This window comes from Saprospira sp. CCB-QB6 (genome assembly GCF_028464065.1).
In the GTDB taxonomy this organism is placed as follows: domain Bacteria; phylum Bacteroidota; class Bacteroidia; order Chitinophagales; family Saprospiraceae; genus Saprospira.
Window position 1 is genome coordinate 3,752,054 of sequence record NZ_CP116808.1, and the last position, 23,622, is coordinate 3,775,675.

A 23,622-nucleotide genomic window follows, 5' to 3' on the forward strand; every position below is an offset into this window, starting at 1 on the left:
AATATGAAGAATAAGTTCAAAGCTGTAGTTACAATACTAATTTTTTCCTTAAGCATAACAGCTTGCAATCAGGGACCAAAACTAGCTTATGTAAATAACTTTAAGCTTTTTGAAGAGTTTCAAGGTACATTAGAGTTAGATGCTAAGCATAGAGCTGAAAGTAGTAATCGGCAGCAAGCTTTAGATTCAATTAAAGCGGAGATATCTGCTATGGCTGCAAGTGATTTAGATGAAGATGCCGCAGTTCGAATGAAAACGCTAGAAAAGCGGTATAATTTGTTATTGCAGCAGTTTAATCAAGAGACGGTTAATGATCAACAGCGTTATCAAGAACAGTTATGGACACAGATTAACCAATATGTTTTTGAGTATGGTAAGGAACAACAGTATGACTATGTATTTGGGTCGGCTGCTAATGGTTCTTTAATGTATGCTGATGAGGCTGAAGATATTACAGCAGATGTCATTGCCTACATCAATAAAAAATATGCAGGTAAGTAATGTGTAAAAAACAGATACTTTATAGCTTTTTAGGTGTTTTATTTCTTGCTGTTGGCTCTTGTGCAACTAAAGAAATAGATGCCAAAGACTATCTAGATTATATTGATGATCCAGATAATGGCTTACGTAAAACAAAGGTAATTGCTGGTTTAGAGTTGGATTTGGCTTATAGACCCTCAGACGCACTAATTCTTCTCAAGACAAATTCTGAAGAAGAGTTTTTGAATCTAGATTTAGATAAGGAGCGATCAGCCTATAAAGACTTACAGTACTATTATTTAAGGTTGAGGGTTAGGGATCGTGAGAAAGAAGGAACAACTCTTCTCAATTGGCAGGTCTATGATCTAGCAGCATCTAAAGAGCGCTTACAGTATTTGTCTTTTGATATGGCTGAGGATATTCTATTGGTAGATGGAGGGGATAGCTTAAAGCCCTCTTTATATCAATTTGAAAGAAGTTATAATATGTCTAAATATGGAGGCTTTTTATTAGCATTTAAAGCTAATGAAAAGAATAAAAATGCAGACAAAACTTTTGTATTAGATAGTAAAGAATTTCAGATAGCACCAATTAAGCTATTTTTTTCTGGAGAACAGATAAAGAACGCACCCAAGATAAAATAATCATGAGTTACAATAGCAGATCTAAGTTCAGCAAGCGAGCCGCTAGCTTTTTCATCTTATTGATGATCAATCAAATGTTTTTTCCAGCAGTTGCATTAGCATTAACTTCTGGTCCCACACAACCTGAATTGCAGTCTTTTGAGCCTGTAGGTACTACAGAGATGGTAGACTTGTTCTCAGGAGATTTTACATACAATATTCCTCTATTTGACCTCCCTGGTCCAAATGGAGGATATCCCGTAAACTTGTTTTATAATTCAGTAACCTCTCCTGAAGCAGAAGCTTCTATGGTAGGTTTAGGCTGGAATCTTGGTATTGGTGCAATCAATCGACAGATGCGAGGGCTGCCAGATGACTTTAATGGTGATTTGATAGAGCGTGAAGTGGATCAGAAGGATAATGTGAATAGAGTGTATAGAGTTTCTGGAGGAGTAGAGTGGACGGCACTAGATTTTTCTAAAAAACAATCAGGTAAAGATGAATCTGATAGTACGGGTCGTTTATTTTCAATTGGTTTAAACTTAGGTTTTAGCTATACAATAAATAGCTTAAAAGGTCAGGGAATTAGCTTTGATCCAGGAGTTAGTCTTGGCTCTAAATTAACAGAGAGTGCTAGCTTGGGAGTTGGCTTTGGGATGAGCATGAGCTCTTTTGATGCTGGTCGAGCTACTCAGTCTGTATCAATTAGTGGAAAAGGTTTAGGAGATAAGAGTGGTGTGTCAGGAAGAGGGAGTGTTTCTTTACAACATGCTTATAGTGGTTTATCAGGGCATCAAATGTCTTTAGGCTTAAATGCAGGAGTTAATGTACACAAAGAAGGTGTTATTAATGGTGAAAATAAGGAGGGGGATTTGGAATCTGTCACTGGAGTAAGCATAGGTTTGATGCCTGGATCAGAGACGACATATACACCTGTTGCGGATAGACAATTTAAGGGGTCTAACTTTTCTGCGAATTTTGATATAGGAGGTTCGGCTGGTACTATATATTGGAAGGGAGGACTACATTATTCTCAGTCAATTCGAAAGCTTGCTAGAAAAAACTTTAAGGCAAAAGCATATGGAGTAGAATATTTGGGGGAAGCAAGAGATGATAATCAAGCATTGACAGATCACAATACAGAAGGACAGACAGCCATTCAGTCGTGGACAACAAATCTACCAATCCCCTCAATAACTTCAGATGTTCTATCTGTTACAGGTCAGGGCGTGGGCGGAGCCTATCAGCCATATCGAAATGATATTGCTGTTGTTACCAGTCGTGATAATAAGGTACATGTTTATGGGGGGAGTGCCGGAGTTGAACTAGGTCTTGGAGCGCCTTTACGCGTAGGACTTGATGCGGATTATAATCAACAAAAAGAGCATGTTTATAACCACCATCCAGAGTATGGAAATAATATTGGAGCACAGAGAAAAACTGCTTCAGATCCTTTTTTTGAACCTTATTACTATAAGGGCTTTGGTGAAATGTCTACAGAACGACTTATTAGTGATGCTTATTTAATGGGGGATGATTTAGTAAAGCCATTACTTGGTTTTAATAGTAAAAGTAGCCAACTAAGAAGTCTTCATACCGGAGCTACATTAGCAGATGTTAAGGGCCGAGGGAAAAGAAAGGCAAGAAGTAAATCTATACAACCATATAAAAATAGAGAGTTAGCTACTGGTTTACTTCCAGAGTTTAATATACAACATTATAGTAAACAAGAAAGTGCTGTTATTGACGAATATTCTGTAAAAGAAAATTTATCTAGACCTTTAACGAAAGAAAATCATACTGGAGCCTATACTGTCTTATCAGAAGAAGGGCTTCGTTGGAATTATGGCCTAGCTGTGCAAAATGTAGAACAAAAGGAATATGCTTTCTCGGTTGCACCAGAAATAGATCCTTGTAAGAAAGTTATTGACATTGATCAAAGAGATGGAAGTATTCATTATAAGGTAACCGATACAGAGGAGTATTTAGATGTAACAACAACTCCATCTTATGCCCACTCTTATATGCTAACCTCTATATTGGGAACGAACTATATTGATATGGACCCTACAGATGGAGAACCTAATGATGAGGACCAAGGCTATTGGGTTCGTTTTGAGTATGCAAAAACATCAGATGCTTATATATGGCGTAGTCCTTTTTTAGGCGCTACTTATAGTCAAGGACAAGCCACTGCGAAAATAGATGATAAAGGTAGCTTTACTGCAGGAAAAAGAGAGCAGTATTACGTGGCTAGAATAGAAACTAAAACACATAGAGCTGAATTTGCCTATTCTCAACGAGAAGATGCCTATGGCGCAGGAGATTATATTCAAGATCAAAACTCAACCATCAAGTATGGTGATTCATCTTATAAGTTAGACTCAATCCGAATCTTTTCTAAGCAGGAGTTAGCTACAAAGGGAAGTTCTGCGATACCTATGAAAGTTGTCCATTTTGAGTATAGTTATGAGCTGTGTCCTGGTACAGAAAATAATGTGAATGGGGGCGGAAAATTGACTTTGAAGAAAGTTTATTTTACCTATGAGAACTCTAAGCGAGGAGCTTTAAATCCATATCAATTTGAGTATCCCGATCAAGGGGTTTCTTATGCCAACTATTATGCTTTAGGTGTAGATCGTTGGGGAACAAATCGAGGGGAGCTAGAAAATGCTTGCACTGATAGCTATATTTCTTATACACAACAAACTAATTCATTAGTTGCACCTTTAACAAAACAGGAGATGGCAGACAGAGCCTCTGTCTGGCATTTGAAAAAAATAAAACTACCCTCAGGCTCTATTATTGAATTAGAGTTAGAAAGAGATGAATATGGCTATGAGCAGGATCACGTTGCGGGACAAATGTTTAATATTGTAGCATTTGGAGATCCGCATAATCCTTATGATGAGGAAAAGTTAATAGAAAATACAACAGATATTAGTCATCCAGATTCTTCTGCATTAGCTAAACTGTATACTTCTAAGTTGTCTAGTTTAAATACCTCTGGTAAAAAAGAAGCCTTATCTATTTATTTTAAACTAGAGGAGCCTATTTCTAATGACGCAGCTGCAGGAGCAAAATTTGAACGATATTTTACAGACCTTTATGAAGATGATAAGGGAAAACAACTCTATTTGCGTTATGCAGCCAACGTTTTTGGGCAATATCTTGCCAGTGATGGTTATCATGAGAATGTAGTCGCTTATTTGTATATCAAGTCTTATGAGTTGGTTCCCTCTGCCTCAGGGGGAGATTATTTATATGGACGAATTATCTTAAAGGATTATGGGGCTTTTTCATCTAAAGTCAATAAATATCATCCTTTGGCTATAAATGTATGGCAATACATTAAGTTCAACTTATTCGATCAATTTCTAGGAGAACCACCATTAACAGGAACAGGACCTGCTGGAGGAAATGGACATGCTTGGAGACGAATGATGGAAAACGCCATTTTAGCCATCAAGAGCTTTTATAAGGTATGTGGAGAGAGACAACTAGGAAAGAAAGGAAACCTAAAGCGCTCTTTTATTCGTCTAAATACTCCCGACCGAAGAATATTTGGTGACGGACTGAGAGTGAAACGAGTTTTACTTAAAGACCATTGGACTAAGGAAAATACGCCTGTTTATGGGATGGTTTATGACTATGATACTCAAGATAAAAATGGGGAAGTCATTAGTAGTGGTGTTGCTGCAGCAACACCTGTAGTGGGGCGAGAGGCTAGTGGTTTACGCTATGCAAAACACTACATGAAAGAAAAAAAGAGAAACCAGGATGAATTGTATTTTTTTGAATATCCCTACAATGAGAATTTCCTTCCAGGAGCATCTATAGGCTATTCTAAAGTAACTGTGAGGAGTTTGGCAACAGAAGCTAGCCTTGCTCAACGAAAAGGAGAGCCCTTTTCACAAGCTTATCAAGATGCAGGTATAGACCCGAACCTTAAAGGCTTTGCTAGTTCTGGACAATCTATTCATGAATTCTATACAGCAAAGGATTTTCCATATATTCTCAAGTTTGGAAAAGTTGATAAGAAGTACTCATCAAATATTATTCCTATACCATTATTGGGTTTCAATAAATATGCACATTATAGGGGCAGTCAAGCTTATTCTGTAGAACTTAACAATATGCATGGCAGACTTAAAAAGGTGAGTCAGTATGCGCAAAGCAAGGATGGAGAAATGCTTGATAGTCCAATAAGTTGGGTAGAATATAATTACAAGCATAGAGTCGAAAGTTATGCAGAGGGGATTAGACTTCGAGAACGAAAAGTTTTAACTAGCCTTGTTCCTGTTTTATTAAGTGATACAGGTGGGGCTGACTATGGGCAAAATGTAAAAGTTGAGTACCAAGAAATGGGCGTTGATCGTGAAATGACTGTTGGTGCTGAGAGAAACACCTCAAGAGCAAGGTCTATTGGATTCGGTGTAAACATACTTTGGTCATTATGGACTTTTTTACCTTTAAATATAGGTCATGGTCATATAACAAATGAATCTATGCACACTCAAGTGACCAACAAAGTTATTCGTCGTGCAGCTATTATGGATAAAGTTGTAGCTTACAACGGACAGTCTAGAGTGGAAACAGAAAATCTATTATATGATCAATACACTGGACAAGCACTCTTAACAAGAGTGAACAATAACTATGACGATGCTATTTATAGCTATAATCTACCTGCACATTTTTTCTATAAAGGAGTTGGTCCCGCATATAAAAACTGGGGGGCTGAGTTTCTTGCTGCTGTCGGAAATCAACGCTTAGCAGGAACAGATAATCGCTATGTATTAGACTTGGGCCCACAATTACCCACTACCTGGAATGATCTTATGGAGGGTTTAATCGCTGGAGATGAGTACTTGGCTTATAACCAAACAAATCCTTCATCCCCTGCAGTTAAGTTTACATTACTCTCTAAATACGAAGAGAATAGTAATTGCTATTTGGAAATGCATTCAGACGATCCTGTAGCTCTAGGAAGTACTTATCGACTAAAAGTAATTCGCTCTGGTGCCAGAAATCAGCTGACTGCATCAGTTGGAAGTATTACAGCTTTGTCTGACCCTACAATAAATAGAGCTGTAGTTTCTTGTGATGGACCTCTACAATTAGACACTATTACTTATAGTTGCGATACAGAAACTGAAGCAATAGCTGCAGAACTAGCTGATTTCTTAAATGCAACCTTGGATGTGGATAACTTAGGTAGTGCAGCTACAACTTCTAGCTACTTAGGAAATTCTCCAACAGAAGCTTATGCAAATCGGATAAATACTGGGGGAAGTGCAGTCTTGAGTTCAAAATGGACTCAACTAGCTAGCTTAATTAACTTTGAAGACTGTAGCTACTGGGGCTGTACAGTTGAGCCAGAAGATCCTGCAAACCCCAATGATGTTTCTGTTAATTATCTTGAAGAGGATGGTGAAACTGTTAATCCTTACACTACCTACTCTACACCTGATTGCTTTGAGGGATTAGTGGAGTACAATCCAGCTAAAATTAAATGGGAACCAGAGGGTACACACTTGCTGAATCCTATCTATTACTACCTAGAAGGAAGTCAAGGTGATGTACCTAAAATAGGCGCTGAATTACAGCATTTTGTAGATGTCCGCTTACAAGGCTATAGCAATAATGCAATTCAAGGAACAACCTATCCAAAAATTGAAAGCTACGCTATTCGCGGCTGTAATCGATTTAGTGGAATAGATGTACTCGAAATTGCTATTGAAGTGAAAATGAGAGCCGCCACTGATCCTGTAACCTTTATCTTGGCTACGGATCGTATATTCTGCCACGAATTCCAATGGCCAGCGGAAGAACAGTTGTCGCTACCATTATATGCCTATAGAACGATCAATGATGTATTAAACATTTCCGCTGCAGAACTCAGCGAAGATTGGCTGCAAATGCATGCTACTGCTAGTGATAACCCCTATGCCACTGGCGAAAGAGGTATCTATAGAATGCTAAATAGTTATGCTTATGTCGATGAAAGAAGACAAACTACACCCACAGTCAATCTCCGCGAAGATGGGGCTATGGATTCTGTTGTCCTTTTTGAATGGAACCGGCCTGTCTTGATGCAAGATTGTGACGTTTTTGACAAATGGAAGAAAACGAATACAATTACTAAGTACAATGGCGATAATGCGGAAACTGAAAATCGCAATATCATCGGACTGTACTCTTCTGCCCTATACGGCTACAATGGCTCTTTACCAATTGCCGTAGCCGCCAATGCCAAACAAGAGGAAATCGCTTTTGAAGGTTTTGAAGAATATGCAACAACTACAGATCTCAATAATTTGCCGCATATCGAAACTGGACAGCTAAACTTTGGCAACCAAACTGATACCGACTACGCAATTTATCACCGCCTAGATGTTGCTCAACCTTTTTATTGGACTGATGGACAACTCTATCTAGATGAACCCTACCAAAGTAGTTGGAGCAACTATTATCAGGGCCAAAATATGCGACTACACCTTCGTGATGAAGCCGGAAAAGCACAATCAGACCGAATTGTTATCGATAGCTTAAGTGCTAGCCCCAATGGGAAAATTATTATTCATTATGATCCCAATGGACTAGATATCCCTTCAGCCTACCGCCTCACCGGCGCAGTAAGCATCGAAAGAAAATTGCCTAGCCAAGAGATTTCAAATACAATGGCTAGCATCTCTGACGAAACAGCCCATACAGGAAATCTTTCGATCAAACTACAAGCTAATGGAACCTTTAACTTCGATAATAGTATGATGGAACTCGAAGCAGATAAAGCCTATGTCTTTAGCTGCTGGGTAAAATTGGATAATGCCGACCGCCCAACTTATCAACCTTTTGTCGACCTACTGACTAGCTCTAATCTGCAGCTATTAAGCAATATGAGCCCTACAGGAACGATTATCGATGGCTGGCAACGAATGGAAGGACAGTTTAGCATCCCTGAAGCAGCGCTGCTTTCAGCTACTTATGAAGGACTTTTAGGCCTGCAAAATAAGCATGAAGCTAAAGCGCTTTATATTGACGATTTACGGATTTTTCCTGCCGAAGGAGGCTTGCAAACCTATATTTACGACCCTGTTAATTACAAAGTTAGAGCTACTCTAGATAACAATAATTTCTTTAGCCGATACCTCTATAACCAAGAAGGGACCCTAATTGCCGTGCAAAAGGAAACGGAACGAGGAATTAAAACTATCCAGGAGACTGGCTCTCATATGAAAACAACAGATGTAGAATAAGTGATTTTTGGGCCTCCGCAGCAAAGCTGCGGCGCTACGTCCGGCAGCTCGCTGCTCGCTCGGCCCTGCGCAAAAAACAAGTTTTTGCTGGGTCTGCGGCTTTGCCGCACTGCCTACCATCGCTAGGCCGTTTGGCTTTTGGCCATGGCTGTAGGCTTCAACCTACAGTAAAAAGGCCCGAAGGGCCGTCGGCTTAGGGATGGATAGCAGTGGCCGTAGGCCAGACCTAGTTTTTTGAGCGCAGCGAAAAAAAACGCAGGGCCGAGCAGACCTGCGAGCTGCGACACAGCCCGGCCCGCCCATGGGGCGGGCAAGCCCCCAAAAAAGAAAAAATGATGAAGTATATTTTTGCCCTTATAGGCCTAGTTTTACAATTCTCCTTATGGGGACAAGATCTGAAAAAGGATTATGAAGCTTTGGAAAAACGCTATGCAGAAATAGTGAATTTTTCTGCTGATATAGAGGTAGATATCTATGATTTACAGTTCTCTAAGTTAAAGCCCTTAGAACAAAATAAAGGTTTTATATATAAACAAAAAGACTTGTTGCATTATGCTTTTGGGTCATTTATTTTTCTGAAAACAGCTAAAGAAGCTATTATGGTTGATCAGGAAGATAAAATGATTATTCTGCAAAATCTTCAAGAGTCAACAGCAGCTCAAGAAGATGAAATGCTTTCTAAGGTTGAGGAAGCAATGCACCTATACGATAAAATAGAGTATTTGGGGTTAAAAGAAGGGCTGAAACACTACAAAGTAAGTATGAAAAAGGGCTACTTGATGAAAAATATGGAGCTTTATATAGATGCAGAAAAGATGCTTATTCAAAGGGTAATTTATGAATCATATATAGCAGAAATGGATCAGTTGTTAAAGGTAGATATGCGCTTTCTAAATTTGAGCACATCCCCTAAGCCGAAATATCACTTTAGTGCTAAACAATACATTGAAAAAAGATCTGGCAAATACTATCCAGTAAGTAGCTACAAGACCTATAAACTCATCAATCAGCAAAGTCATTAAATTGTCATGAAAACGAATAAAGTACTATATCTCCTTTTGTGTTTGTTCTTGCCCCTATTTAGCTGGGCGGGCGATAGTGATTTGTGGTTGTCAGCGCCCGCAGATTCTATTTATGTGGGAAAGAAGCTGGGACTTCGTGCGCCAGATTATAATTTGAGTGAAAGTGCAGACCACCGGATATCGTGGGAAGCGGAGCTACATTTGGTTTATGGTCGACGGGATTTGCTGGATATTAGTGGGGCTGCAGATTGGGAGTTGGAGTTGTATTTTAGCTGGCATGGGCGGACAGATATAGATACTTTGCGTTTATCAAATACAGAACAATTAGGGGTATTTGAGTCAATGGTGTTATTGCCTCATGAGCTAGGGGAGTGTGAGATTGAGATAAAGGGCCTGAGCTATAATGGGAGCAGTCTTAGTGATATTAGCGGGATTGGTCCAGAGGATATAGAGCTACAATTGCGCTTGAAGCGGAAGCATTATTATTATTTGGATCCTACGACTGCTTTGACGGTAGGAGGGGAGCATGTTTTTAATTCAGATGCGAGCCAAGGAGAGAAAGAGAGCTATTTGGAGCTGTATTGGGACTATCTTCCGGGAATGGAGTCCGCAGAGGTGGAGCTTGTGTTTTGGGATGCGGAGATATCAAAAGCCGCAGATCCGACTGATCCAGAATTTTTTGCGGATGCGATTCGAGTAGAGACTTCAGCGCAGCACTATCGTTTTGAGTTGAGCTATCCTGCAGGGGAGATCTATTATCGGATTCGCCCAATAGGCCGTTATATTCGAAATACGGGCAGCAATTACAGTTGGCGAAAAGAAGGGGCCTGGTCAGTTGTTGGGCAAGAGACTGTGAGTCCTTCAGAGGCCTTTGAGCCAGAAGAGAACTGGCAGTATAGTACTGTATATGCGGAATCGGGAAAGCAAAAGAAGGTGATTACCTATTTTGATGAGAGCATGCGGGCTCGTCAGGTGGTGACCTATTTGAATGATGATGATTTGAGTTTGGTTGGAGAAACGGACTATAGCTTGGAAGGTCAGGCGGTGGTTAATATCTTGCCTGTACCGACTCAAGGGGTGGAAAATAATCTATTTTTTAAGGCAAATTTTAATCAGAACAGTCAGGGACAGCCGTATAATTATACGGATTACGATAAAGATACAGGAGCGGAGCCCTTATCAACGAATTCAGGAGCGTCTTACTATTATTCTTCGGCTCATTTGGGGTCGACAGCTGATGGGCTTTATGTTCCTTATATAGCCGATGCAGAGGGCTATCCGATGAGTCAGTTGCGCTATAAGCGAGATGGGACGGGCCGTGTAGCAGAGCAGTCTGGAGTAGGTGGGCCTTATCAGTTAGGCACAGGACGGGAGACACGCTATTTTTATGGATCAGCGAGTACGACAGAGCTTCGTCGATTGTTTGGGTCCAATGTGGGGAATGCAACACATTATGAAAAGCATGTAACAGTAGATGCAAACGGACAGGCATCCGTTGCCTATGTAGATCAGGCGGGTCAAACAGTAGCAACCGCTTTGGCCGGGGAGGCTCCGACGAATGTGGAAGAGTTGAGTCATAAGGAGAGCTATGACCAACGACTAGATATGATGGGGAGCAATGTCTTAGCGAATAATCAGTCCTCAATGACGCATGTTTTGTTGAAGACAGATATGGGGGTACAGACCTTTAGTTTTGACTATCAGGTGGATGCGAGCTATTTTGAGCTAGCGGGTTTCCAAAATAGTTTATGTGAGAGCTGTGCTTATGCTTTAGAGATAGAGGTAACAGATCCTGATGGACATTATGTTAGTCCCAGTTCGTTGACAGGAGGGGTGCTACATACAACAGTAATAGACTCGAACTATAATCGCTATCAAATCCGAGATACAATCCGGGCTTCAGATTTAACAAATTGTGGCCTAGGGAATGTACACAGTCATGGGGTGTCATTTGATCTGAGCTTAGCAGAAATGGGGGAATATACAGTGAACAAACGCCTTCGATTGTTATCTGCGGAAATGCCCTTAGATAGTTTGTCCTCGCTCTTTGAGGATAATAATATGATACCAACGGTGAGTCCAGCAGCGATAGATTCTAGTTTGTGTAACTTTATCGAAGAGCTAAATCCAGCAGATACGGCAGATACGAATCCTATACTATCGGCCCAAGTAGAGGTTTGTAATGGGATTTTATCTCAAATAGAGGATCAATTGACGACAGTGAGTGCATCGGCATGGTTGGCTGCAGACTTGGTCGATTTTACAGGCTTAGCTAATTTTACCTTAGCGGATTTATCAGGTAATTCCTTAACGATAGAGGTAGTCAATTCGACAACGATTAACTATAGTGGGAATTTGAGTCTGGAAAGCAGTACAGCAGATGTATACTACGACTTTAGCCAAGCAGATAATACAGATTCTTTGGTGGTTCTTTTGGTACAACTTCTAAAGGATAGTTTGTACCAAGAAACAATTTTATCAGAATTAACAAGCCGTCATCGGGAGTATTGTCATTATGAAAGTTGTGTAGGTTTGTTAGCGAGTAAGCGTTATGATGCACGAATGAGTTTGTATAAGGACTGGTATGCTTGGCAGGCAGGCGAGAACAGTAATGCTACAGTAAAGATACATCAGGCAGCAGCAGCAATGAGTGAGTTTGCTCAGAATGATTCATTTTTGATCGTGTTTCCAGCCTATAGTAGTTGTGATGCGAATTACTTGGAGAATGAGATGAAGCGGATGTTAGAGGATTATTATACTTCTAGTGTCTATTTGTATCCACAGTTGATGGTTAACTATGTAGATAGCTTAATAGATCCAAGCTTGAGTTGGACTGGTCCACAGACAAGATCGACAGAGGAACTCCGTTGGTCAAGCTTTTTATCCTATTATCAAGGGGCGAAGTTTCAGATAGAGCAAAAGTGTAGTCAATGTAGCTATTATAGTGATAGTTTAGCTACAGTAACGGCCTTTCCGCCTTATGATACGGCTGCGAGTTTTACAGAAATCGAGGATAGTATTATAGCTGCGATAAGTGATAATTGTGCTGATGGTTGTTCCACAAATGCGGCTTATAGCCGTTGGGAAATAGAAACAGAGTTGCTTTCTTGTGGATTAGGTGATTTAGATACGACAGGAGCAACTTATCTGGCGATACAGGCAATTTTAGATCGTATTGCTTTGGATATGGAAGCGAACTGTTTATCGAGTTGTGGAACGGGCAACCCCTTGGGGTATGCTTTGTTGGAAGATTATCAGTCTGGGCAATCGCCACATTTGGATAGTGTATTTATTCGTTTAGATACGGCCTTGAGTTTATTAGGGGCAGACCCTTATCCTGTAGATCCAGATAGTTGTTCTATCGCGAGCTATGAAGATTTGATTTTGACGGCTCATGGAGCCTTGTACGATACACTTAGAGTGGAAAATAAGCTTTATGGTCCAGGAGATGTAATAACTATAATTGATTCCTTAGTGTTTGTCCCTAAGGAGGATACGGCTTTAAGTAATTTTACAATAAGTCTCTCCGATTTACAAGATTCTTGTATAGCCTCTTTGGTTGAAGATGCGATGGAGGAAGCCTGGGAAGCACAGCAGGAGTTGATCGCAGAGATGATCACGGCCTATCGGGAGCAGGTAGGAAGCTGTTGGGATAATCCTTTTAAGGAGTCCTTTTCGGTGAGCTATGAGACGGGGGAATATCATTATACCTTATATTATTACGATCAGGCGGGGAGTTTAGTGCAAACGATACCGCCCGCCTCGGTGCGCCCCTTATCGGCTAGTTCGTTTGATTCTTTAGGCCAGTGGTTAGGGGATGAGCCAGAGCATACTGCCAGAGGGTTACATACAAAGTACAAGTACAATAGTATGGGCCAAATTTTATGGCAGGATAGTCCTGATGGAGGGGCAACGAACTTTTGGTACGATGATGAGCAGCGCTTGCGCTTATCTCAAAATGCGAAGCAGGCCGCAGCTGTAGATTATAGCTATACTCGTTATGATGAGCTGAGTAGAGTGGTTGAGGTTGGGCAATTGGAAGATTACCAAATGCCAACAGATCCTTCACTTTTAGCGGCAGATTTGAATGATTTGAGTTTTCCTGCTGCAAGTAGTTATACTTTAGATGAGTGGGTGCGTACGAGCTATGATGAGTTGGCAACTAGTCCGATCAATCAGGAGCATCTTCGAGGCCGAGTATCAAAGGTAGAGAACCAATACCAAGCGAACTATTATAGCTATGATATTTTAGGGAATGTATCTCACTATTATCAGTATGTCAAGAATCTAGCTAAAGGCTTTAGCCTAGAATATGCCTATGATTTAGTGTCGGGGAATGTTCGGGAAGTGGCCTATCAGGCCGGGGAAGCGGATGCTTTTTATCATAAGTACAGTTATGATGCGGACAATCGTCTTCGTTTGGCGTATAGTTCAGAGGATGGTCGTTTGTGGCAGAAGGAGGCGCGTTATTACTATTATGCGCATGGACCATTGGCGAGAGTGGAGCTAGGAGAAGAGCTATTGGGCTCTGATTATCGCTATAGCTTGCAGGGCTGGATAATTGGGGTGAATGGCTTGGTGAAGAATGCGGTTTGGACAGATCCTGGATCGGATGGTCATGAGATGGGCCGTCATCGCTGGTTTAGTCGAGATGAGTATGCTTATGGCTTGGGCTATAATGAGTTGGCTTATACGCCAATTGGGGGCTCATCTTTGAATGATGGAGCGGCATGGGGTAATATGTCAGGAGATATTTTATCGAAAGATGGGGTTTCTGGCTTGTTTAATGGCAACATCGCTTATATGCAGACGGCCTTGCCACAACTAGGCCGAGAAGGGATGGGAACAGGTCGATATGCTAGTGCGTATAAGTATGATCAGTTGCATCGGATTGTTTCGTCGAATACCTATGAGAGTAATGGAGGGCAATGGAGCAAATTATTGTCGACAATAAATGGATCCCATCCAGATTATAGAAGTTCATATAGTTATGATGCGAATGGGAATATTTGGAATTTGAAGCGATATGCCGAGAATCAGTTGTTGGATGCGTTGACGTATTATTATAGCTATGAACCTCCATCGGCTCCATCGGGTAGCTTGCCTTATAGCTCAAATGTATTGGGAGGGGGGCTAAGAGGCGAACAGCTACAGACGAATCGTTTGCAGTTTGTTCGAGATGGGGTGAGTTCGTCGCAGAGTGGGATTGATATAGATTCTCAAGCGGGAGAATCAGGCTTGCAAAGGGATGGACTCCACCAAAATGGGGTCATAATAGCAAACTATGAATATGACGAAATTGGCAATTTGGTTCGAGATTATTCGGAGCAGATTGAGGAGATAGTCTGGAATGTACAGGGCAAGGTGCAAGAGGTTCGTTTTGAGGCGGGCAAGGCGGGTCCTGATGCCTTGAAGTATGAGTACGGCCCCATGGGCAACCGCTTGGCTAAGAAGAAGATGTATTATGGTGTGGACCAATATGGTTTGCCCGTATATTGGTCAACGGGACAGTATTATGTCCGTGACCCTCAGGGGAATGTGCTGGCAGTTTATGATCATCGGGATCGCTTGGCTAATGTGGTGAATGAGGCTGGGGATAGCCTGTATTTGGAGGAGCTGCATTTATATGGCTCGGCTCGTTTGGGGATCTTGAAAAAAAGAGCGACCTTAAAGGAGTCCCAAAAAAGTTTGGAGTTTACTATGATTAAAAGTTCGGCAGTGGTGAGCAGCTACCAGCAACTAGAGCTGGGCCGCCGCCGCTACGAGCTGTCCAACCACTTAGGCAATGTACTGGCTACGGTCAGTGATAAATCTTTGGGCCAAGACAGCAGCCAAACTGGACAGGCAGATTATTATCTGGCGCAGGTATCTTCTGCAAGCCTATACTATCCATTTGGTTGGGAAATGCCTGGCCGTAAGTTTGTGAGTGGGGAGGAGTATCGTTTTGGGTTTAATGGGCAAGAGGAGGATCCTGATATGGGAGTGGTGTTTAAGTATCGTGTCCATGATGCGAGGGTTGGCCGCTTTTTGTCTGTGGACCCACTTGCGCCAGATTACCCTTGGAATAGCTGTTATGCTTTTGCGGAGAATCGGGTGGTTGAGGGGATTGATTTGGAGGGGCTTGAAAGTAGCCGAACTACAGATAAACAGTTTACAGCTCCTGCAGATCCTAAGTTAGGAGTTCCAGCTGTGGATGGAATTACTTATAACGTACCTAACTTACAAGTTGAATTTGAATTAAAAGAGGCGCAGAGGGAGAGTGCGCAAAAAAGCTTATACAATTCCAATAAAGCGTATGTTGGGCCATTTACCGCTGAAATGAAGCGTAGAATGGCTCTTCAACGGGAGGCTAAACAACAGTTGGAGGCTAGCCAGAATCCTATTATTTTGTTGGGGCAATTTAGTGCCGATGGGTTTTGGACTGTTTATGATGGCTCAATGGCCGCCTATAATTATTCTCAAGGAGATATTTCTAAGGGGAATATTCATCTTGCGGGGGCTCTCGTGCCAGGTATTTCTGCGGCTTTTTTAAAAGGTCTCAAAGGGGCTGGCAAAATGTATAAGTGTAAAGACTATGCAGCTAGTTTCATGACAAAAGCAAAGAATGGTAACGTTGATTTTGAAGATGTAGCTAAGGTGGAAAGAATAGAATTTAAAAGCGTCTACGATTACGGTATTGAGTTAGATGGAGTCGGACCTGTTACAAGAAATGGAACACATGAGTTGATTCAAGTGACTCGTTCCGATGGAACTAAATATATCTATGACAATATATTTCCAGAGGGAATTTCGAGACAGGAATATGCAAAGAAGTTCTGGTTTATGGATAGAAATAAAAGACTAAGACATAGTGAAGATGCTTTACAGCAAGGAAATGCAGAGGAAACACTAACAAAACCATAAGATAAAAATGAATTTACATCAACTTCTTTTGTACATCGAGCAACGACCTAGTATGTTTATAGATCCAGTGTCTCTAGACTCTTTATACAACTGTATAAGAGGTTTCTTGATGGAAAAAGATTTTTCGGATAAAGTATGTGAAGATGATTACCCTGCTTTTGATTTATTTCATGAGTGGGTAATCATGAAATTAGGGCCTGATATAAATCTAGCTTATGGCTGGAAAAAGATTTTACAACAAAAGTTTCTTACTGAAGAGCAGCGGTTGAAGGCCTTTTTTGATTTATACAACTCTTTTTCAAAAATAAAAGGAGTGAGTTATTCTTTAGGCGTAGTTGGTGCTCAGGGAGAGGCTAAAGTCATTGATTATCGGGAACACAACATTGGCTTAATCCTTCTATATGATAAAACAAGATATCACTTTAGTGACTTTAATGGGATGCAAAATTATGCAAAGTATAACTTTAACTTCAATATTCAAGAAATATTAGATAGGTACTAGTTGCTGAAAAAAGTAATTTGCTTTTCAAAATTGTAATAAGAAAATCTGTGTTTTGATTTTTTGGGGCCTGCCGCCTTCGGCGGGCGCTACGTTCGGCAGCTCGCTGTTCGCTCGGCCCTGCGCGGGCTGCGCCCGCTTGGTCTGGCCTAACGGCCACTGCTGCACATCGCTAGGCCGCTCAACTGTCTTTTTTCTTTTGGCTTTCAGCTTCGGTAGCTGGGCAGTTTTGGGCCCATGGGCTGAAGCCCATGGTTGTAGACTATGCAAACTGGCGGGCTAAAGCCCTTGTTTGCTATAAATGATAAAGCTGTTTATTACAACTCATTATGGGCCGATGGTTTCAACCGTCGGCCCATTTTTATTGCAGTTCGTGTGGCCTCTTTTGTTGCTGTAGGTTTTAACCTACAGGCCCAGATAGCAGGCGGCGCAGCCGCCGCAAAGGAGCGAAGCGACTGGCCTAGGGGCCTGTAAGGGTGCCGCGCAGCGGCAGACCAAGGGCGATGCAGGCGCAGGGCCGAGCAGACCTGCGAGCCCTGAAAGGGCCCGGCCGCCGAAGGCGGCAGGCCCCAAAAACCTATGCTAGTGCGTATCAGTATGATCAGTTGCATCGGATTGTTTCGTCGAATACCTATGAGAGTAATGGAGTGCAATGGGGCAAATTATTGTCGAGAATAAATGGATCCCATCCAGATTATAGAAGTTCATATAGTTATGATGCGAATGGGAATATTTGGAATTTGACGCGATATGCAGAGAATCAGTTGTTGGATGCGTTGACGTATTATTATAGCTATGAACCTCCATCGGCTCCATCGGGTAGCTTGCCTTATAGCTCAAATGTATTGGGTGGGGGGCTAAGAGGCGAACAGCTACAGACGAATCGTTTGCAGTTTGTTCGAGATGGGGTGAGTTCGTCGCAGAGTGGGATTGATATAGATTCTCAAGCGGGAGAATCAGGCTTGCAAAGGGATGGACTCCACCAAAATGGGGTCATAATAGCGAACTATGAATATGACGAAATCGGCAATTTGGTTCGAGATAGCTCGGAGCAGATTGAGGAGATTGTCTGGAACGTACAGGGCAAGGTGCAAGAGGTTCGTTTTGAGGCGGGCAAGCCGGGTCCTGATGCCTTGAAGTATGAGTACGGCCCCATGGGCAACCGCTTGGCTAAGAAGAAGATGTATTATGGTGTGGACCAATATGGTTTGCCCATATATTGGTCAACGGGACAGTATTATGTCCGTGACCCTAAGGGGAATGTGCTGGCGGTTTATGATCATCGGGATCGCTTGGCTAATGTGGTGAATGAGGCTGGGGATAGCCTGTATTTGGAGGAGCTGCATTTATATGGCTCGGCTCGTTTGGGGATATTGCAAAAAAGAGCGACCTTAAAGGAGTTCCAAAAAAGTTTGGAGTTTACTATGATTAAAAGTTCGGCAGTGGTGAGCAGCTACCAGCAACTAGAGCTGGGCCGCCGCCGCTACGAGCTTTCCAACCACTTAGGCAACGTCCTAGCTACGGTCAGCGATAAATCTTTGGGCCAAGACAGCAGCCAAACTGGACAGGCAGATTATTATTTGGCGCAGGTTTCTTCGGCTAGTTTGTACTACCCATTTGGTTGGGAAATGCCTGGGCGTAAGTTTGTGAGTGGGGAGGGGTATCGTTTTGGGTTTAATGGGAAGGAAGATGACCGAGATTGGGGGACGCAAAATATTCAGGATTATGGCTTTAGGTTGTATAATCCGAGTATAGGGAAGTTTTTGAGTGTGGATCCCTTGAGTCCGGATTATCCTTGGTATACGCCCTATCAGTTTGCTGGGAATAAGCCGATTTGGGCTGTTGATTTGGATGGTGCAGAGGAGCAATTCTACGGGGACTATTTACAGCATTTGATGGATGGTTTTACTAGTGCTGTAGTGAGCACAGCGAAAAACATAACAAAAGATGTGATTGATGGAGTGATTGATGGTGCCAAAAAGATGCCTAGTCAAGCACTTACTCAAGCACTTGATGACGGACTCTCAAGTACAATGGAGAGTTATGCAGGTTTAAAATCTAGTTATGACTTAGCATCATTGTCCGAGTCAGATAAGCAGAAAATTTTCAAGGAAGATGCATCAGAAACAGCAACTATTTTATTGTATGAATTTGCTACTGGAACAGGTAAGGAGCTTAGATATTTTGATGAAAGCCATGCAATTACTAAAGCTTTAGTGAGTGGATATGTACTTTCTGACATAAATGAAAAGTTGGAAGAAGATGGATTAGATTTAGATCTTAGAAACTTGGAGCCTGGAAAAAGCATTAGCCTAGGAATACCATTTAGTCCAACCTCAAATCCATTGTCATGGGGCCCGTCAGCATACAGACATGGGGAAGCAACTTTCAATGCATCCAAGTTTTTTGTTGGAGGGGCGGTGGCTTCTCTTTCTTTAGATGATAGTAAAATGAATGTAGTTGTTAAAATTTATAATGAGACTTCTCGCTACTCCCTTATGCTTCATATGGGAGAAAATTATTATGATAGAGGTGAGTTGTCAACAAAAGCACAGATATTTACTGTGATAATTCCTGTAGACACAAGTCAACTAAAAGAAAATCCTTGTCCAGAAGAATACACTGTTCCTATTAATGTTCAAGACACAGAATAACTGCTCAATATGAAGAAATTGTTGAAACTCATAAGTGTAATTAGCTTATTCGGCATTGGTTTATTTTACCAATGCAGTCTTTTTGAAACCAAAAGTTTAGTTGGAAGTTATCAGAATGATTATTATGACGAAATTACCTTAGAGATAGAAACTTCTGGATATTATATTCTTAGAAAGGGGAATAAGATTTTAAACGAAGGTACTTATGATTTTCGTGGAAAAACAGTTTACTTAGATAGCTGGGCGGCGACTAGAGAATTGGGTATCTGTAAGTCAAGTAGTTGTATACTTGGGTTCAGTTATGACGGTCGTTGTTCTCTAACTTTATTTGAAGATAATCCTAAATACAATTTCTCTCGAATTGAAAAAAAATAGATATTTATTTGTACTAGTGGCCGAATCCATCTTCACATGAATAGCTCTATCTACATCGATTTGTAGTTGGGGCCTGCCGCCTTCGGCGGCCGGGCCCTTACAGGGCTCGCAGGTCTGCTCGGCCCTGCGCGGGCTTCGCCCGCTTGGTCTGGCCTTCGGCCACCCCTGCACATCGCTAGGCCAGTCGCTTCGCTCCTTCTAGATGCAGGAAATTAGCCTTTCTAGTTATGGGCCGATGGTTTTAACCATCGGCCCATTTTTATTGCGTTTGGTATGGCCGCTTTGGTTGCTGTGGGTTTCAACCTACAGGTATATATATATCCATCCTACAGGCGGCGAAGCCGCCGCAGGCCTAGGGATGGACAGCAGTGGCCGTTAGGCCAGACCAAGGCGCTGAAAGCGCCGCAGGGCCGAGCGAACAGCGAGCTGCGAAACAGCCCGGCCGCCGAAGGCGGCAGGCCCCAAAAAAGATCAGTATGTCAAGAATCTAGATAAAGGCTTTAGCCTAGAATATGTCTATGATTTAGTGTCGGGAAATGTTCGGGAGGTGGCCTATCAGGCAGGGGAAGTGGATGCGTTTTATCATAAGTACAGTTATGATGCAGACAATCGTCTTCGTTTGGCGTATAGTTCAGAGGATGGTCGTTTGTGGCAGAAGGAGGCGCGTTATTACTATTATGCGCATGGACCGTTGGCGAGAGTGGAGCTAGGAGAAGAGCTATTGGGCTCTGATTATCGTTATAGCTTGCAGGGCTGGATAATTGGGGTGAATGGCTTGGTGAAGAATGCGGTTTGGACAGATCCTGGATTGGATGGTCATGAGACGGGCCGTCATCGCTGGTTTAGTCGAGATGAGTATGCATATGGCTTGGGCTATAATGAGTTGGCTTATACGCCAATTGGGGGCTCATCTTTGAATGATGGAGCGGCATGGGGTGAAATGTCAGGAGATATTTTATCGAAAGATGGGGTTTCAGGCTTGTTTAATGGCAACATCGCTTATATGCAGACGGCCTTGCCACAACTAGGCCGAGAAGGGATGGGAACAGGTCGATATGCTAGTGCGTATAAGTATGATCAGTTGCATCGGATTGTTTCGTCGAATACCTATGAGAGTAATGGAGGGCAATGGAGCAAATTATTGTCGACAATAAATGGATCCCATCCAGATTATAGAAGTTCATATAGTTATGATGCGAATGGGAATATTTGGAATTTGAAGCGATATGCAGAGAATCAGTTGTTGGATGCGTTGACGTATTATTATAGTTATGAACCTCCATCGGCTCCATCGGGTAGCTTGCCTTATAGCTCCAATGTATTGGGTGGGGGGCTAAGAGGCGAACAGCTACAGACGAATCGTTTGCAGTTTGTTCGAGACGGGGTGAGTTCGTCGCAGAGTGGGATCGATATAGATTCTCAAGCGGGAGAATCAGGCTTGCAAAGGGATGGACTCCACCAAAATGGGGTCATAATAGCGAACTATGAATATGACGAAATCGGCAATTTGGTTCGAGATAGCTCGGAGCAGATTGAGGAGATTGTCTGGAACGTACAAGGCAAGGTGCAAGAGGTTCGTTTTGAGGCAGGCAAGGCGGGTCCTGATGCCTTGAAGTATGAGTACGACCCCATGGGCAACCGCTTGGCCAAGAAGAAGATGTATTATGGAGTGGACCAATATGGTTTGCCCGTATATTGGTCAACGGGACAGTATTATGTCCGTGACCCTCAGGGGAATGTGCTGGCAGTTTATGATCATCGGGATCGCTTGGCTAATGTGGTGAATGAGGCTGGGGATAGCCTGTATTTGGAGGAGCTGCATTTATATGGCTCTGCCCGTTTGGGGATCTTGCAAAAAAGAGCGACCTTAAAGGAGTTCCAAAAAAGTTTGGAGTTTACTATGATTAAAAGTTCGGCAGTGGTGAGCAGCTACCAGCAACTAGAGCTGGGCCGCCGCCGCTACGAGCTCTCCAACCACTTAGGCAACGTACTGGCTACGGTCAGCGATAAATCTTTGGGCCAAGACAGCAGCCAAACGGGACAGGCAGATTATTATCTGGCGCAGGTTTCTTCGGCTAGTCTATATTATCCATTTGGTTGGGAAATGCCTGGGCGCAAGTTTGTGAGTGGGGAGGAGTATCGTTTTGGGTTTAATGGGCAAGAGGAGGATCCTGATATGGGAGTGGTGTTTAAGTATCGTATCCATGATGCGAGAGTTGGTAGGTTTTTGTCTGTGGACCCACTTGCGCCAGATTATCCTTGGAATAGTTGTTATGCTTTTGCGGAGAATCGGGTGATTGATGGGATTGAATTGGAGGGGCTAGAACGTATCCATTATGCAGCGACAGGTGAATTTATAAAAGGAAATCCTGTACTTAAAAATTTTAATGTTGGAGATAAATGTAATCCTTATAACCCTTGTAGTCCAAGATCTAACATAGAAAACTATGTGACAGAATCTAGGCTTGGGATGGAAGTTAAAATGCCTCTAAAAAAAGAGTTTATTGTACATTATGGATTTTATCAGTTTTATTTTGAAAAATTCGCTGATATATATAAGTTTGACTGGTCTTCGGTTGATCCTTATCGAGCACAAGATGGATATTATCCTGAACCATATTATAATACTTTAAACCGAAGAGAAACATTCCTTAATAATTTATCATATCTTTCAGGGGTTGCAGTAGGTGTATTTAGTAGCATTAATGGACCGAAAGTACTTAATCGCATGTCAAAAGCAAAACCATCTGTAAAAGGAACTCAAACAACAAGTAGATTATCATTTGCTGAATTTGAAGCTTTGAAGATGGAATCGGGAGCGGGATATATAACTGTATACCATAAGGGGAAGTTAGCAAATGGTAGGGTTTCTAGTAATAAAAATTTATCTACAGGTCTTAATAAGAAGGATGTTTCAGCACTTGATAGAGCAGGAGATGTTCATGAATTTAAAATACCCAAAGATGTTTATGACAAATGGATGGAAAGTGGAAAAATAAAAGACCTTAAGGATTTTGATTTTGAAACAGGAGTCTATAATCAAGAGTTAAGATTTGATAAAAGTATAAGTGACCAACTAAATGGCTATAAAGTAAAATAGTATGAAAGAAAGTAAGGTGTGTTGTGATAGTATGTTGTCTTTTTTGTCAGATGAATTAGATAAAGGGTTTTATGTGAAAAAAAGAGAACACTATAAAATTGGGTTCAACGTCATTCCTCTTGAACAAAAATCTGCTTTTTTTAAGATAATAGGAGGTACTATAGTAAAACAAAAGTTTCTAGATGAGAAAATTTTAAACGCTTCTTTTGGCGGTGAGATAGGAATTAAATACTGTCCTTGGTGTGGGAGTGAATTGAAATAGGCGACCATCTGTATTAGTTTACGTCTATACTCGGCCAATTTTGCGAGACAAAAATTACAGAGCTAATTGCTTTTACATTTAATGTTCTTATTACTGTTTTTTTGGGGCCTCCGCTGCGGCTTCGCCTTGCGGCGCTACGTTGCGGGGCTCGCTGCTCGCTCGGCCCTGCGCGGGCTTTGCCCGCTTGGTCTGGCCTGACGGCCACCCCTGCACATCGCTAGGCCAGTCGCTTCGCTCCTTCTAGACGCAGGAAATTAGTTTTGCTAGTTATGGGCCGATGGTTTCAACCTTCGGCTCATTTTTATTGCGTTTAGTATGGCCGCTTTTGTTGCTGTGGGTTTCAACCTACAGGCGGCGAAGCGGCCGCAGGCCTAGGGGCCTGCAAGGGTGCCGCGCAGCGGCAGACCCAGCCAGCTTGCTGGCGCAGGGCCGAGCAGACCTGCGA

At 42.1% G+C, this 23,622-nt stretch carries 10 protein-coding genes; all 10 read left to right on the forward strand.

The window, feature by feature from the left end:
* The first annotated feature begins 3 nt into the window (after positions 1 to 3).
* The 10 genes from PPO43_RS14400 to PPO43_RS14445 all read left to right on the forward strand — a co-directional run bounded on the left by PPO43_RS14400 (position 4) and on the right by PPO43_RS14445 (position 23,177).
* Positions 4 to 501, forward strand: a complete 498-nt coding sequence (locus tag PPO43_RS14400) for an OmpH family outer membrane protein (RefSeq protein ID WP_272619015.1) — start codon at positions 4 to 6, stop codon at positions 499 to 501.
* A complete protein-coding gene (locus PPO43_RS14405) occupies positions 501 to 1,124 on the forward strand; it encodes a hypothetical protein (protein ID WP_272619017.1) in 624 nt (207 codons plus the stop codon). The genes PPO43_RS14400 and PPO43_RS14405 overlap by 1 nt, the downstream gene beginning before the upstream one ends.
* A 1,469-nt stretch (positions 1,125 to 2,593) precedes the next feature.
* Positions 2,594 to 8,362: a hypothetical protein gene (locus PPO43_RS14410; protein WP_272619019.1), complete on the forward strand. Its 5,769-nt coding sequence runs from the start codon at positions 2,594 to 2,596 to the stop codon at positions 8,360 to 8,362.
* Positions 8,363 to 8,694: 332 nt separating this feature from the next.
* Complete coding sequence (locus tag PPO43_RS14415) at positions 8,695 to 9,384, forward strand: LolA family protein (RefSeq protein ID WP_272619021.1); 690 nt, start codon at positions 8,695 to 8,697, stop codon at positions 9,382 to 9,384.
* Positions 9,385 to 9,390: 6 nt separating this feature from the next.
* Entirely contained in the window at positions 9,391 to 16,287 is a 6,897-nt protein-coding gene (locus PPO43_RS14420) for an RHS repeat-associated core domain-containing protein (protein WP_272619023.1), read from the forward strand.
* 7 nt (positions 16,288 to 16,294) lie between these two features.
* Positions 16,295 to 16,789, forward strand: a complete 495-nt coding sequence (locus tag PPO43_RS14425) for a hypothetical protein (protein WP_272619025.1) — start codon at positions 16,295 to 16,297, stop codon at positions 16,787 to 16,789.
* A gap of 602 nt (positions 16,790 to 17,391) precedes the next feature.
* Positions 17,392 to 19,440 (forward strand): RHS repeat domain-containing protein, encoded by a 2,049-nt coding sequence (locus PPO43_RS14430; RefSeq protein ID WP_272619027.1) that lies wholly within the window; start codon positions 17,392 to 17,394, stop codon positions 19,438 to 19,440.
* A 9-nt stretch (positions 19,441 to 19,449) separates the two neighbouring features.
* Positions 19,450 to 19,815: a hypothetical protein gene (locus tag PPO43_RS14435; RefSeq protein ID WP_272619029.1), complete on the forward strand. Its 366-nt coding sequence runs from the start codon at positions 19,450 to 19,452 to the stop codon at positions 19,813 to 19,815.
* Between the two features lie 526 nt (positions 19,816 to 20,341).
* Positions 20,342 to 22,915, forward strand: coding sequence for an RHS repeat domain-containing protein (locus PPO43_RS14440; protein ID WP_272619031.1), 2,574 nt, complete (start codon positions 20,342 to 20,344; stop codon positions 22,913 to 22,915).
* A 1-nt stretch (position 22,916) separates the two neighbouring features.
* Complete coding sequence (locus tag PPO43_RS14445; RefSeq protein ID WP_272619033.1) at positions 22,917 to 23,177, forward strand: hypothetical protein; 261 nt, start codon at positions 22,917 to 22,919, stop codon at positions 23,175 to 23,177.
* The last annotated feature ends 445 nt before the right edge of the window (positions 23,178 to 23,622 follow it).

Bases quoted from the DNA above. Each gene is read 5' to 3' on its own strand.
- PPO43_RS14435 (WP_272619029.1), top strand. From the start codon at position 19,450: ATGAAGAAATTGTTGAAACTCATAAGTGTAATTAGCTTATTCGGCATT.
- PPO43_RS14410 (WP_272619019.1), top strand. From the start codon at position 2,594: ATGTCTACAGAACGACTTATTAGTGATGCTTATTTAATGGGGGATGAT.
- PPO43_RS14400 (WP_272619015.1), top strand. From the start codon at position 4: ATGAAGAATAAGTTCAAAGCTGTAGTTACAATACTAATTTTTTCCTTA.
- PPO43_RS14415 (WP_272619021.1), top strand. From the start codon at position 8,695: ATGATGAAGTATATTTTTGCCCTTATAGGCCTAGTTTTACAATTCTCC.
- PPO43_RS14405 (WP_272619017.1), top strand. From the start codon at position 501: ATGTGTAAAAAACAGATACTTTATAGCTTTTTAGGTGTTTTATTTCTT.
- PPO43_RS14420 (WP_272619023.1), top strand. From the start codon at position 9,391: ATGAAAACGAATAAAGTACTATATCTCCTTTTGTGTTTGTTCTTGCCC.
- PPO43_RS14425 (WP_272619025.1), top strand. From the start codon at position 16,295: ATGAATTTACATCAACTTCTTTTGTACATCGAGCAACGACCTAGTATG.
- PPO43_RS14445 (WP_272619033.1), top strand. From the start codon at position 22,917: ATGAAAGAAAGTAAGGTGTGTTGTGATAGTATGTTGTCTTTTTTGTCA.